We start from the raw sequence: 13985 nt of genomic DNA, 5'->3' as shown, positions 1-13985 counted from the left end.
TATCATGTTAAAAAATTCACTCCCTTTCCGGCGTGATGCGCTGCCGCGCGCGCTCGCCCTGGCTTTCCTCGCCGCCAGCCCATTGACCCATGCTGAAACAACCACGCTGCCGCAGGTGCAGGTAACCGGCACCGCCGAACAGCCGTATGCGCCGGATAGCGCCGCTGTGGGCGGCAAGACGCCGGTACGGCTGCTGGACTTGCCGCAATCCGTTACGGTCTTTTCACAGGAACGCATCCAGGATCAGAACCTGATGACGCTTGGCGACTTGATGCAGCAGGCTCCTGGCATCACCGTCATGCCTTTCGATGGCGTGAATCCGGACTTCCGCTCGCGCGGCTATAGCCTGGAGATCGCCTACGATGGCGTCCCCACGAATAACCTGGGCAGCGGCACGCAGGAATATGACCTGGCCATCTTCGAGCGGGTCGAAATCCTGCGCGGGCCGTCGGGCGTGACGCAGGGTTCCGGCCAGCCGGGCGGCGTCATCAACTTCGTACGCAAGCGCGGCACACGCCAGTTCCAGCTGGCCGGCGCCGCCAATATCGGTAGCTGGGATAATCGCCGCGCCGAGATCGACATCGGCGGCCCGCTGAACAGCGCCGGTACGCTGCGTGCCCGCGCAGTGGCGACCTTGCAGGATCGCGGCTTCTTCTACGACGTCGGGCATGACCGAAAATGGCTGGGCTACCTGGCGCTGGACGCCGATATCGGACCTGATACCGTGGTGTCGCTGACCTTCTCCCGCCAGCAGGACCAGCTGCGTTCACCGTCGATGGGCCTGCCGGCCTATACCAACGACCGTTTCTGGGACACGGACCGCGAGACCCATGTCTATCCTGCCTGGAACCGCTTTTTCTGGCGCACCGACGAGGTGAGCGCCGAGTTGCGGCAGCAGCTCGCCGGTGGCTGGGAACTGCAGGCGCGTGCCTTGCAGCGCGAGGTCGACAAGTTCTATCGTGACGCCTATCCCAGCACCGGCGTGAATCCCGCCACCATGACGGCCACCTATGCGCGCCGCATGAGCGAACTGGATTTCAGCCGCCAGTCGGCCGACCTGTTTGCCAGCGGCCCTTTTACGCTATGGGGGCGCCGCCACTCCGCCACCATCGGCTACAACTATGACACGCGCCTGGCGGACACGCTGAACGTGACGTACACCGCAGTGCCCAATGTCCCGATCAACAATCCGGCGCTGGTGCCGGAGCCGGTGGGCGGTTTCAATCGCGGCAGCGGCACGCAGGTGACGCAAGGCGGCCTGTATGCACAGGCGCGGCTGTCGCTCAGCGATCCTTTGGCGCTGGTGCTGGGCGCGCGCAGTTCGAACTATCGCAGCGAAAGCCGCAGCATCGCACCATCGGCGCCGACGCCATTTAACACCAGCTCGCGCGAGCGCGGCGAGGTCACGCCATCAGCTTCGCTGATCTGGACCTATGCGCCGGAGCGCACGGCATACCTCAGCTATAGCGATATCTTCCTTCCACAGGGCCTGTTTGACGCGTCTGGCAAGATCATCGAGCCACGGGTCGGCTCGCAATTCGAGTTAGGCAGCAAGCTGCGCCTGGCCGGCGGCAAAATGAGCGCCTCGGCGGCGCTGTTCAGCATGCGCGACCGCAACCGCGCGCTGGCTACAGCGGTGCCCGAGGTCTATGCACCCGCCGGCGAGGTAAAGGTCTATGGCGCCGAGTTTGAACTGGGCGGCAATCCAGTGCCATCGCTGAACCTGACCGCAGGCTATACGTGGCTGAAGACCGAGTACGGGGCACATCCAAGCTTATCGGGCGAAATCTTCTCGACTTTCGAACCGCGCCACACATTGAAGCTGTACGCGCGTTATCAGCCGGCCTGGCTATCGAAAGCGTTTGTGGCCGCCGGCCTGAATGGCAGCAGCCGGGTCACAGGCAGCGGCACGCCCGGCGGACGCGAGCAGGGCGGCTATGCGGTCGCCAGTGCGCAAGCCGGTTACGCCTTGAATAACAAGCTAAGCCTGACGCTGTCGGTCAACAACCTGTTCGACCGCGTCTACCGTTCGCGCGTGGGCGGGTTGAATACCTACAATATCTATGGCGAGCCGCGCAATGTGCTGTTGACGCTGCGCGGAGCCTACTAGACGATGGCCACGCATACCTCGACCATGTTGCATATCGTGGTGCGCCAGCAATGGCGCATCATGGCGCGCGATGGACGGCTGCGCTGGCTGCTGCTGGCGCTGTTGCTGGTGTTTGCGGCATCGCTGACCGCAGCCGCCGGACGCGCCAATCTGACGCTCGCCCAGCAACAGCGTGACGCTGTCAGCGAGGCGGAAGTGTGGGCCGCCCAGGGCGAAGCCAATCCGCACGGCGCGGCGCATTTCGGCCGCTATGTCTACAAGCCCTGGCCGCCGCTGGCGGTGCTCGATCCGGGCCTGCTGAACCATCTGGGCAGTACGCTGCGGCTCGAAGGCCATGTGCAGAACACCGGCCGCTACAAGCCCACCGACCGTGGTTTTGCATTGAGCCGTTTCGATGGATTGAATCCGGCTGCCGTGTTGCAGACGCTGGTGCCGCTGTTGATCGTGTTTGCCGCCTTCACCACGTTTTCCGGTACACGCTCGCGCGCGCTGCTGGCGCAGGAGTTGGGCGCAGGCGCGTCGTCGCGGCTGCTTGCAGCCGGGCGGTTCGCCGCGTTCGCGATTGGTCTGGGTGGCCTGGCCCTGGCCACTGGCGTGCTGTGTGCCGTTTGGCTGGGAGCGCGCGGCGATTGGCCGCTGTTCGGTTCACTGCTGTTGATGCTGGGTGCCTGTTATGTGCACTGGCTGGTGTTTCTTGCGCTGGTGATGGCGATTTCGGCGCATGCCGAAAACGCGGGTGCTTCCTTGCTGCGTTCACTGGGCCTGTGGGCGGTGGTCGTGGTGCTGTTGCCGATGCTGGCGCCGCAACTGGCCGAGCAGCGCTATCCGACACCTGGCGCCACGGCTTTTCACAAGGCGGTCGAGCGTGAAATCATGGAGGGGCCGGATGGTCACGATACCCGTGATGTGCGCCTTGGCCGGCTGGAAGCGGAGACGCTCAAAGCCTATGGCGTACAGAAGATCGCCGATCTGCCGATCAATTTTGACGGATTGGTGTTCGAGCATGGCGAACAGCGTACCACCGGCATCTATACACGGCATTTCGCACAACTGTACGACGATCACGCCGCACAAGCGCGGTTCAGCCTCGCGGCCAGCGTGCTGTCGCCGATGCTGGCGCTGCGTCCGCTGTCGGCAGCGCTGGCGCAATCCGACCTGCCGGCGCACCGGCATTTCCTTGAGCAGGCGGAGCGCTACCGGTATGCCATGGTGCAGGCGCTCAACCGCGACATGAAACTGCACCGCAAAGGCAACGGCCTCTATACCGCCGATGTGAACGCAATCACTGCCGGCATCCAGTTTGCGCCGCAGTCCCTGGCCATGCGGGATGTCGCGCCGCGCATCGTGCAGCCGCTGTTGATATTGCTGGCGTGGCTGATCGCAGCATTGCTGCTGTTGTGGCGCAGCGCCAGCCAATTGGGAGGCAAGGCATGAAGTCCATATTCCTCATTACGCGCTTTGAACTGACACGATTGTTGCGGGCGCGCTGGCTGGCACCGCTGTGGCTGGGCTTTGCGCTGGTATGCGCGTATGCCGGATGGAACGGCACGCAATGGAGCGCACAACGTCTGGAAGCAGTTGAGGCCTTGCGGCTCAACGAGCAGAAGATCCATGCGGACCGCCGCCAGCAGATCGCCGAGAAGATCACGCCGGAAACCAAGGGCCGCTTTGGTGGCGCGCTCTACGCCACGGCGATGTTTTTCCAGGCCGCGCTGCCGCCAACCTCCATGTCAGCCCTGACCAATGGCGCTGCGGACGGCTATCCGCTGGCCGCGTCGATTGCGCCCTACATGGCCAGCCACACCATCTTTGACGAGCATCTGGCCGGCCTGGCAAATCCTGCGGTGCAGGCGGCCGGTCGGCTCGACCTGGCCTTTGTGCTGGTCTATCTGTTCCCGTTGCTGGTGCTATCCGTCAGCTATGGCATGTGGTCCAACGAAAGGGAAGCTGGAATGGCGGGTTGGCTACTGTCGCAACCGCAAGCGCCGTGGCACTACCTGGCGGCGAAAGCGGCGGCTTGCTGGCTGGCCACCGCATTGCCAATGATCTTGCTGGTGACCGCCACCTTGCTGCTGTGCGGCGCGCGCGACATGAGCGGCTTGTTGGCCTGCGCGCTATTGGCTGGCATGTACGGGCTGTTCTGGATAGGCGCCGCCATCTTTGTCACGCAACGTCTGCGTACCACAGCCCAGGCAGCGTTCGCGTGCCTGATGTGCTGGCTGGCACTGGTGGTGGTGGCGCCAGCGCTGGCCCTGACGCTGGTGGACCGCATCGCGCCGCCATCGGCATCGTCTGAACGTGTCAACGCGCTGCGTGCCGAGGCGATGCGGGCGAGGGCGGAGAATCGCGCCGAAGCGCAACGCATGCCGAAGATGGCGCGCAGCGTCGCGCCGAATATTCCGGATAGCCTGCGTCTTCGTGGCGTCGAGGTAGACCGGGCGGAGCGTGGCATCCAGGCGGTGTCGGCGCGCTATCGCAGCGAAGACCGGCGGCGCGAAACGTGGATGGAGCGCGCGCGTTTCCTGTCGCCGGCCATTGCCTTGCAAGATGGGCTGGAGCGGCTGTCCGGTAATGACGCCAGCCGCGCCTTGCAGTTCCAGCAACAGGCGCAGCGTTTTCAACTGACGCAGCGCGACCTGGTGCGCGTTTATCTCGCCGAGGACCGGCTGCTGACAGTCGCCGATTATGACCGGGGGCTGCCGCGCTTTGTCTTCCACGAGCAGCCTTGGGGGCAGCGCACCTGTGCACTGCTGACGGATGTATTGGCCATCTGCCTCGGACTGTTCGTCCTGGGTGCACTACTGTATTGGCGCTCGCGCGGGCGCCCATTGCTGACTGATTGAGGATTCCATGTTACAGACCATTTCACTTTCCAAGCAATATGGCAGCCATCAGGCGTTGGCGGGCCTTTCCGTGCAGATCGCACCCGGCGAGGTGTTCTGCATGCTGGGCGCGAATGGCGCCGGCAAGACCACCAGCATCAAGCTGATGCTCGGCCTGCTCACGCCCAGCGCCGGCCAGGTGCTGGTTCATGGTGTTGACGTGCATCGTGATCCGCTCGCGGCGCGGCGGCAGATGCTGTATCTGCCGGAGCAAATCGCGCTGTACGGCGAGATGAGCGGGCTGGAGAACCTCGACTACTTTGCCGGCCTGGCGGGTGTCGGGGATCGTCGTCCATCATTGCTGCTTGAATGGCTGCACGAGGCCGGCATTCCGGAAGATGCGGCGCACCGGCGCGCTGCCACGTACTCGAAAGGCATGCGGCAAAAGGTGGCGATTGCGTTGGCGATTGCACGCTCGGCCCGGGTGTTGCTGCTGGACGAGCCCACCTCCGGCCTGGACCCGCAAGCCAGCGCCGAATTCCATGCCTTGCTGCTGCGTCAGCGTGATGCCGGCGCCGCGATCTACATGGCGACGCATGACCTGTTCCGGGCGCGCGAGGTCGCCACCACGATCGGCCTGATGCGCGGCGGCCATCTGGTGCGCACACTGAAGGCCACCGACGTCAGCGCACTGGAGCTGGAGCGGCTGTATCTGGACGAGATGCGGGCGCCGCTGATGTAGAATCGCCGTTGGTAAAACAATAAACGGAGACAGCGTGGTCATTTCTATCCGGCAGAAATGCCGATTTGCCTTGTTCCTGGCCTTGGCGGTTGGCGGCCTGGCGCAGGCGCAGACGGTCGATCTTGCAGCACTGGCGCGCCAGGAGCAGGTGCTACAGTTCGACAGCTTCAACTCCGATACGGCGCTAGCGCTCGGCAACAAGGTGGTTGAACTGGCGCGCGCGGCGAACAAGAAGGTTGCGGTCAATGTCACGCGTGACGGGTTGTTGCTGTTTTACTTCGGCATGGAGGGTATGACCGCAGACCACGCCAACTGGATACGCCGCAAGAGCAACCTGGTCAACCGCACCGGCCACAGTTCGTTCTATACGCACAACGAGGTGAAGAACAGCGGCGGCAATTTTGAAGCGCTGCCGGGCCTGGACATGCGCGACTATGCCGCCCACGGAGGCTCGTTCCCGCTGATCCTGAAAGGCACTGGCCGTATCGGCACGATCACCGTGACCGGCTTGCCCGGCCCGGAAGATCATGCCATGGTCATCGCCGCGCTTAAAAGCTATTTGAAAATTGATGGCGAGCTGTAGGCGCTTATTCGAACACATGCTTCAGCGACTCTGCCTCCTGCAGCTTGTCGCTCCAAATCCATAGCCTATCCAGACTGGCTTTCTTCAGCTTGTTCTGGATGGTTTTCGGCAGCGGTCCAAAGCGTTTGGTTAACTGCCGTTCCAACATCTCCATTGCACCTTCTTTGCGGCCTTGTGTCCATCCTTTGTCCATAAATGACTGCTCTAGCGGGCTGATCCATTCCATTTTTCGCTCCTGCTCCAGCTTGAGGACGGCATGCCAATATCGCTGCTGATGAGCAGCTGGCAGAGCCATCATCCAGTTGATTACCTTGAAGATTTCAATTATGCGCTTCTTACGCCAGCGATGTTGGTACAGTCGTTTGGTAAGCTGCCACTTAGCAGCGTACAGTTGATCTGCATCATGTCCGGCTTGTTGCGTGCGTAAATGAGCGAGGGTAATCAGGGCGAAAGGATTGTGCGAGATCATCAACTCGTCAGTCCGGTTGGCGTAATCCAGCAGCTTTGCGGCGGAGAAGTAGAACATCGTCATCGTTCCCTTTATTTTGCGATGATAGGCGGTCGGGCGCCATCGTGGATCGTTATCCGCCAGCACGACCAGACTGGCGACCGGTCGTGCGTGCTGCCTGTCTATCCGGTAGTTGTAGTCGAAAACGCGCCGTGCGAAGGCGGCGTCGCGTCGGGTCTGGACTTCTATGTGAATGAGCATCCGCGCGTGGTCGCCGAGCACGCAGACCTCGGCCAAGAGGTCAGCAACCAGCCCGTCGGGTGGGCCGCCGACATTGAGGCCTGCCAGTTCCTTGTCGCGGAAGAGTGGGCGGTGAGACCAGTCGATCCCTGCGCCGAGTTCGGCAAAGAAGAAGGACATGAATTCCCGGAAGGCATATGTGAGCGCTGCTTTCCACGGGGAGTCATAACGGGCAGGAGGGGCGGGATCAGTCATCCGCCCAGTTTAGGAAGCCGCTTGCCTGTCTGCGTTGATTTAGTACAAATTACCAGTCGCGCCGTAGTCGCAGCGTGGCGTACGGCTGGGTACGGGTGATGTTGTGCTCGAAGAAGTCGACATTGCTGGCGAAGCGGTCGCCGCCGGCGTAGTGCAGGCGGTCGTAGGTGATGCTGCGGCTGGCCAGGTTGTTCAGTTCCAGCGTCAGCATCATGTTTGATGCGGGACGGTAGTTGACGTAGGCGCGTGCCCAGCCGCTGCCGCTGCTGGTATCGCGTTCTGCCGGCTGCCAGCTGTCATTGCTCCAGCCGTTATCCACCGAGAAGCCCCAGGCGGTGCGCTGCTGCGGCAAGTCCTGCGAAAATTCCACGCGCCACGACAGCGGTTGCTCGCCCGACAGGCGGCGCGTCGTCTGCGTGGTGGGATCGGTGACGCTCGACGAGCGCCAGGTGGTCGACAGCTTCAGCAAGCCTTGCGGCAGCGCCCAGTTATCGGTCGGCAGGTTCAGCATGCCGGTGACGGTGTCGGCGCTGGCATCGCCGATATTGCCGGCAGCATCGTAGGTGGCTGACGCGGTGCGGATCGGCATGCGGTCGATGGCGTCGCTGATATGCGCCTGGGTGTAGCTGAGGATGGCGGCGCCACGGTCCCAGAAACGGTATTCAAGCGCGCCTTCGCACAGCCAGGTCTTGGCCGGCACCAGGTCGGGATAGTCTGCGCGCAAGCTTTTGTCGTTCATGCCGAAATAGGCGGCGGCGTCACCAAAGTTCACTTGGCTGACTTCGCGCTCCAGGCGCAGGCGCAGTTGCAGCGCCGAGGTCGGCGACAGCGCCAGGCGCAAGCGCGGCTTGGGATAGACATAGGCTTTCGCGTCGTCCTGGCTGGCACTGGTGCTGAGGCTGGAATGGGAAATCCGGACGCCGGCTTCGGCGCTCAACGCGCTGTCGACCTGCCATGCCGACGACAGTTGACCTTCAAGCCGCGATTCCTGCACCCAGGCATTCAGGCCAGGCTGCACGGCGGCTTGTGCATTGGCCTGCCAGGTGTTGAAGCTGTCGTTGGCGTTGATGGCGCGCTCAAGACCGCCACGGAATACCACGCCGTCCAGCGCCTGCCAGGTCAGCTGGCCGGCAAAGACCTGCTCGCTGGCGGAGTTGACGGTGACGGAGTGCGAGGTGGCGCCGTTGGCGGCGTAGGCCGCATCACCGGTGAAGTCGGAGGTGCGATACAGGGCTTTCAGGTCCATGCTGGCGCCGGGCCACAGGTCGCGCGTGTAGGCCACGCCTTGTTCCAGCGTGCGACCGCTATTGTCGTTGCTGGCGAGCGCCAAAGTGTCGGCCTCTTGCCGCGATTGCGACTGGTAGGTCCACGGATTGTAGACGCCGTTCCAGCTGATTTCGCCGTCCAGCAGCTCCTGCGCGTAGTTGAACTTGACGGTCTTGTTTTCCGTCATGCCGGAACCCGCCATCAACAGTTCGGCCGGCTGGTCGCGGTCGGCATATTGTGTGTTGCGTTGTCCCAGGCCCTGGCCGGTGTCCGGCGAGCGGCGCCAGCCCAGCGTCAGGTTGATGCTTTTGTCGCCGCGCTTCAGGTTGTAGTTGCCGTCCAGCGCGGGTTGCAGTTCGCCGTCGTCCATCAGCACGCTGGAGGCAGTCAGCGAGGCGGATACCAGATCCATCGGCTTGAGCACGAAGTTGGCTACGGTGGCGTGGCCTTGCATGTCGATGCCGCCGGCGCCGCCGTTGATAACGTCGATGCGTTCGACTGCCGCAGCCGGAATACGGCCCAGCACATCGTTCAGCGAATCGGTCTTGGAAGTTGGGCGCTTGCCGTTGATGAGCACATTGCCGGCCGCGCCGCGCGACGGGTTGCCGCCGTCAAAGACGAAGCCCGGCAGACGCGTCGCCATGTCCATCGCGCTGCTAGCCTGGAACTGGCGGAAAAAGTCCGGCGCATACGATTGCGGCGCCGTCGCCTCCGCAGCGCCGGCGGTTCCGGCGGCCAGCGTGCAGGCCAGCAGAACTGCGTGGCGGAGGAGGGCGGCGTGTGTCATATCAATATTGTGCAATGAACACGGTTTAACCGCAACAGTAACTGGTGTGTGTTAGATTGATCTTTCCGTTTCACAACACTTGAGCAGCATGTTTAGACGATTAATCAACTTTTTGGCCCGTGTGCCAGAACAAGAAGTGGTCATTGAAGAACACTACGTGCCAGAAAACACCGTCGACCTGGCCGCGCTGGAGGCGTTTGCGCGGCTGGTGACGCGGCATCTCGGCCCGGACGAGAGCGAGCGGCTGACCCGGCGCGCACTGACGCATGCTGACGACATTCTCGCCGCCTTCGAAGGCGATCAGGACGATGACGACGGCCAGCGCGAGGATAGCTGGCTTGTCATTCAGATCGACTGGAAAGCGTATGACGAGATCCAGTGGCAGGCGGACTTGATGCTGGCAACGCGCGCCGTCGAGCAGCGCTGGGTGTGGGACATGCCGGAAGAAATGCATCAGCGCAGCGCAATGCATGCGCTGAAATCGCTGGCACGCTGGCTTGATGCGCGCGGCCTCGCCCTGCTGCATATCGATTCCGGCGGCGACGATTATCATGCGCTGATTGTTGCACAAGACGATGCCGCCGAAGCATTGCGCCTCGGCGTGGCGGCCGACATCGCCATACAGTCGCACGCGGATTTTTTAATCGCGCAGCAGGACTAGAAGTCCAGCGTGGCTGATAGCGCAACGGTGCGCGGCTGGCCCTGGTTGAGCCAGGCGCCGGAGCCGCTGGCCCAGTAATCCTTGCCGAACACGTTGTTGACGCTGGCGCGCAGCACCAGTGGACGGCCCCAGGCGGTGCTGGTGTAGCGCGCGCTGGCATCCCAGCGCGACCAGCCGGGAATGCGCCGCGCATTGTCCGGGTCGACCACTTGTGCACTGGTGGCGATCATGCGCGCGGTCAGCGTCAGGCCCGCGATGGCGGTCACGTCATACTCGCCGCCGAGGTTCAACTGGCGCCGCGCAACATTGGGCGCGAAGTTGCCGTCGTACAGGCCGCCGTCGGTATGCGTCAACCGCGCATCGGTGTAGACCACGCCGCCCAAGGCGCGCACGCCCGGCGCCGGCTCGCCGAAGAAAGTCAATTCCATGCCGCGATTACGCTGCTCGCCATCGACCTTGTAAGTGGCCGAGCCATCCGGGTTCGGGACCACCAGACCGCTCGGGCGCGCGATCTGGAACAGCGCCAGCGCGGTACTGAAGCGGCCCAGGTCGTACTTGGCGCCCAGTTCGTACTGCTTCGACTCTTTGGGAGCGAACACCTGGCCGGCGTTGGTGGTGCCGAGCGGCGCGGTATCGCCCTGGCTCAAGCCCTCGATGTAGTTGGCGTAGATAGACAGCCTGGGCTGCGGCTTGAACAGCACTGCCAGCATCGGCGTGGTGGCGCTCTGGTCGTAGGTGGTCGTGCCTTTGCCGGTGGCGGTGTCGTAGGTGATGTACTTGACCGTCTGGTGGCGCGCGCCAACCGTGACAGCGATGCGTTCATCGCTTGACGAGATCGTGTCGGCGATGGCGTAGGATGGCAATTCCATTTTGTCGGTCTTCGGCGGCGTCGCGCTGAAGCCAGCCAGCGATGGCGCGGCGACAAACGCAGGTTGATAGATATTGGTATTGAAGCTGCCGATGCCGTAGTAGTCTGCCGTATAGCCGTGGGTCCGCGTCAGCGACGAGGCGTTCAGGTTCAGCTGATGCTTCACGCCGCCGGTGTGAAAACTGCCGCGCACGCCGCCTTGCACGCTGCGATGGCGATAGTAGTCCGGCCAGTAGTAGATGGTGGCCTGGGCATTGCCCGCCGCATCCGTGACGAAGATATCGGTGGACAGGTACTCAAAACGGTTGTTGCTGCCGCCGGCCGCGCCGTACACGGTCCAGTCGGGCGCGATGTCGTATTCCGCCTTGAGCAGGGCGTAATCGCTGTTGGTGTTGGCGAACTCCCAGTCTTGCGCCGTCTGCCGGCGTGCGTTGGGGGCGGCCGGGATGGCGAGGCCGTCGGCGATGCCCAAACCGCCGGCGCCCAGCGGCGCCTGGTTATCCATGGTCTGATGGCCGGCGTCAAGCGAGGCGCGCAGTTGCTCGCCACGGTAATCGATGGCTACCGTGGCGGCTTGCAGGTCGACCTCCTGCCCATCGGTGGCGGTCTTGCCATTGCGGTAGACACCGTTGAAGCGCACGCCCCATTGCTGCTGCTCGCCGAAGCGGCGGCCGAGATCCAGATGGCCGCCCAGCACGCCTTCCGACAGATAGGTGGCGGTGAAGCGCGTCAGCGGCCTGTCGCCGGCGCGCTTGGGCACCATGTTGATGGCGCCGCCCGAGGCGTCGTAAGGCGCCATGCCGTTCAGCAGCGCGTTCGGGCCTTTCAATACCTCGATGCGCTCGGCGGTTTCGACCGGCAGCGTGCGCGATGGCGCGATGCCGTACATGCCGTCGAACAGCACCGAGTTCTGCACGTAGAAGCCGCGTATCATGAACGAGTCGCCGGCGCCCGCCGCATTGGTCAGGCCGTAGGATACCGTGCGCACAGAAGGATCGTTGGCCATGACGTCGGCAACAGTGATTGCCTGCTGGTTGGCGATCAGTTCCGCCGTGTAGCTGGTGAGGCTGAACGGCGTATCCAGCAAGTCCCGGTTGCCCAGCAGTCCGAGCCGGCTGCCATTGGCCACCTGGCCGCCGGCATAGGCGGCCGGCAGTTCGTCCGCCAGCAGCGGACTGGCGGCTACGCTGACCGCCGGCAGGATGGTGTCGGCGCTGCGTGGCGCCGACTGGCGGATGATGATGGTGGCGCCTTCGTGCTGCGCTTCCAGCCCGCTGCCGGCCAGCAGTTGCGCCAGCGCCTGGCGCGCCGTCAGCACGCCTTTCACGGCCGGCGCCGCCTTGCCGGCGACCAGGGCGGGGGAATACGCCACCGGGACGCCGGTGGCGGTCGACAATTCATTCAGCGCTGCCGCCAGCGGTTGCGCGGCGATGGACAGGCTGACGGCGCTGTCGGCGTTCTGCGCATGGACGAAGGCCGGACTGGCCACTGCCAGGGCGATGGCAAGAGAGAGGTGTTGACGCATCGGTTGTGAGTCCTGAAGAGTAGTTAAAAAAAGTCTCGCTACTATCCAAGACGCACGGCCGGCAAAAATGTACACCTTCGGCGGATTATTTTTTTCGGATCACTTCGGTCGTGCCATCGGCGCGCTGGACCAACCGTACCGGTAAGATATGCGGCAGCACCTGCGCGAAGGCGGCCGGATTATTCGCCTGGTAGCTGCCGCCGATCCGCATGGCGGCGACTTCCGGATCGCGGATCAGCAATCTGACCGGCGCATAACGCTCAAATTCGCGGATGGCTTCGGCCAGCGGTGTGCTGGTGAAGCGTATCAGGCCCTTGCGCCATGGCGCGACGCTGCCCGGCTGAATGGCAGCGACCGTGCCCAGTCCGCCCGCTGCATAGACCTGAATCGCTTCACCGCCGTGCAGTTCGGTGCTGCGGCGCTGCGCTTCGACGCGGACATGGCCTTCCTCGACTTCCACATCGGCTTGCGCGCGGTCTTCCCCGCAGGCCTGGCAACGGACCGCGAAGCGCGTACCCAGCACCGTCACCCGCGCTGGCCCGGCCTGCACGGTGAACGGCCGCGCCGGATCGCGCGCGACGTTGAACATGGCCTGGCCCTGTGCCAGGCGCACCTCGCGGTGATCGCGATACAAGGCGACTTCCACGCGGGTGCTGGTGTCGAGCGTCAACTGGCTGCCGTCGGGCAGGGTGATGTCGCGCCGCTGGCCGCGCTCGACGCTATAGCTTGCGCTGTAGGTTGGCAGCGTCTGCCACAGTTTCCAGCCGGCGCCGACCGCCAATAGCGTCACGCAGCAGAACGCCACTGCGGCGGGGCGCAGTGCCAGCGTGGTGCTGATACGTTGACGCAAGGTCGCGCGCGTACGCTGGCGAGACGGGCCGGCGCGCCGCAGATGGGCGGTGCGCTCGGGCGGCAGGGCGCGGACGGCGCGCAGGCCGTCTTGCAGCCGTCCAAACGCGGCGGCGTGCGCCGGATCGGCGTCCAGCCATTGCTGGAGCTGCGTTTGCTCGGCGGCGGACAGGCCCTGCTCTGCGCGGGTATGCCACGCCACGGCGGCGATAGCGGCCGGCTGCTGCCCACGCAGAAAGGCTTCGGCTTCGCGCTGGGCGATCTGGTCGGCGCGTTGTGTCATGTGCTTTCTTCGATGGCGGCGCGGCAGGCGGCGCAAGCCAGCTTGCCCCGGGCGATGTACTGGTTGACCATGCTCAACGATATACCCATGTGCTGCGCGATTTCCTTGTTTGACAGGTCGTCAAATGCATACAGGCTGAACGCCTGGCGGCAGCGATCCGGCAATTGCTCGATGGCGTGCAGGTAGGCTTCGGCCGCCTGTGACGAAGCATACACCTCCTCCGGTTGCATGTGCGTTGGCAGCGCCGGCGCATCGGCTTCCGGCAATTCATCGAGCACGTCATGGCGGCGGATGCCTGCGCGCCGGTCCATGTCGATCTTCAGGTGGAGCGCGACTTTCTTCAGCAGCGCCCGTGGTTCAAGGATCGCTTGCCCGGCACGCTCCATGGTCAACACGCGCGCATAGCTTTCCTGCGCCAGGTCGGCAGCGGCATGCGGGTCGCGGACCTTGCGCAGGCAAAAGTTCAACAGTTCTCGATAATAATGCGTGATCACAGCCATGCCAGCCACAGAAGGAACAAGGGAAGCTGCTTCCCAGGTACATGGC

Annotated in this window: 11 protein-coding genes; 6 read left to right on the top strand and 5 right to left on the bottom strand. The window is 63.8% G+C overall.

The annotated features are described in order from the left end of the window. Positions 1–4: 4 nt before the first annotated feature. The 5 genes from BLS51_RS01260 to BLS51_RS01240 are packed head-to-tail and all read left to right on the top strand — an operon-like array spanning position 5 to position 6257. Entirely contained in the window at positions 5–2110 is a 2106-nt protein-coding gene (locus tag BLS51_RS01260) for a TonB-dependent siderophore receptor (RefSeq protein WP_139168629.1), read from the top strand. 3 nt (positions 2111–2113) lie between these two features. Next, positions 2114–3544 carry a DUF3526 domain-containing protein gene (locus BLS51_RS01255; protein WP_090179627.1) on the top strand — a complete coding sequence of 477 codons (1431 nt, stop codon included), beginning with the start codon at positions 2114–2116 and terminating at the stop codon, positions 3542–3544. Continuing rightward, the gene (locus tag BLS51_RS01250) at positions 3541–4953 is read left to right on the top strand and encodes a DUF3526 domain-containing protein (RefSeq protein WP_090179631.1); all 1413 of its coding nucleotides are present in this window, start codon (positions 3541–3543) and stop codon (positions 4951–4953) included. Before BLS51_RS01255 ends, BLS51_RS01250 begins: the two co-directional genes overlap by 4 nt. 7 nt (positions 4954–4960) lie before the next feature. Continuing rightward, positions 4961–5674 (top strand): ABC transporter ATP-binding protein, encoded by a 714-nt coding sequence (locus BLS51_RS01245; protein WP_090179634.1) that lies wholly within the window; start codon positions 4961–4963, stop codon positions 5672–5674. Between the two features lie 34 nt (positions 5675–5708). Next, a complete protein-coding gene (locus tag BLS51_RS01240; protein WP_229207433.1) occupies positions 5709–6257 on the top strand; it encodes a heme-degrading domain-containing protein in 549 nt (182 codons plus the stop codon). A gap of 4 nt (positions 6258–6261) precedes the next feature. Here the strand turns inward: BLS51_RS01240 and BLS51_RS01235 are convergent, their stop codons facing one another. Further along, positions 6262–7125, bottom strand: a complete 864-nt coding sequence (locus BLS51_RS01235) for an RpnC/YadD family protein (RefSeq protein ID WP_090179637.1) — start codon at positions 7123–7125, stop codon at positions 6262–6264. A 124-nt stretch (positions 7126–7249) separates the two neighbouring features. Beyond that, complete coding sequence (locus BLS51_RS01230) at positions 7250–9253, bottom strand: TonB-dependent receptor plug domain-containing protein (RefSeq protein WP_090179643.1); 2004 nt, start codon at positions 9251–9253, stop codon at positions 7250–7252. 121 nt (positions 9254–9374) lie between these two features. Here BLS51_RS01230 and BLS51_RS01225 point away from each other — a divergent pair, with 121 nt between their 5' ends. Further along, a complete protein-coding gene (locus BLS51_RS01225) occupies positions 9375–9914 on the top strand; it encodes a DUF6630 family protein (RefSeq protein ID WP_139168628.1) in 540 nt (179 codons plus the stop codon). On the opposite strand, the gene BLS51_RS01220 is transcribed toward BLS51_RS01225, so the two are convergent. The 3 genes from BLS51_RS01220 to BLS51_RS01210 form a co-directional block, all read right to left on the bottom strand. Beyond that, positions 9911–12307 carry a TonB-dependent receptor gene (locus BLS51_RS01220; RefSeq protein WP_090179652.1) on the bottom strand — a complete coding sequence of 799 codons (2397 nt, stop codon included), beginning with the start codon at positions 12305–12307 and terminating at the stop codon, positions 9911–9913. The two genes, BLS51_RS01225 and BLS51_RS01220, sit on opposite strands and share 4 nt — an antisense overlap. 85 nt (positions 12308–12392) lie before the next feature. After that, positions 12393–13439, bottom strand: a complete 1047-nt coding sequence (locus BLS51_RS01215; RefSeq protein ID WP_090179657.1) for a FecR family protein — start codon at positions 13437–13439, stop codon at positions 12393–12395. Then, complete coding sequence (locus BLS51_RS01210; RefSeq protein WP_175472486.1) at positions 13436–13939, bottom strand: RNA polymerase sigma factor; 504 nt, start codon at positions 13937–13939, stop codon at positions 13436–13438. Before BLS51_RS01210 ends, BLS51_RS01215 begins: the two co-directional genes overlap by 4 nt. Between the last annotated feature and the right edge of the window lie 46 nt (positions 13940–13985).

It is taken from the genome of Duganella sp. OV510, assembly GCF_900100205.1.
In the GTDB taxonomy this organism is placed as follows: domain Bacteria; phylum Pseudomonadota; class Gammaproteobacteria; order Burkholderiales; family Burkholderiaceae_D; genus Rugamonas.
The sequence above is the reverse complement of the archived record's forward strand: the minus strand, read 5'-3'. Positions and strand labels throughout refer to the sequence as shown.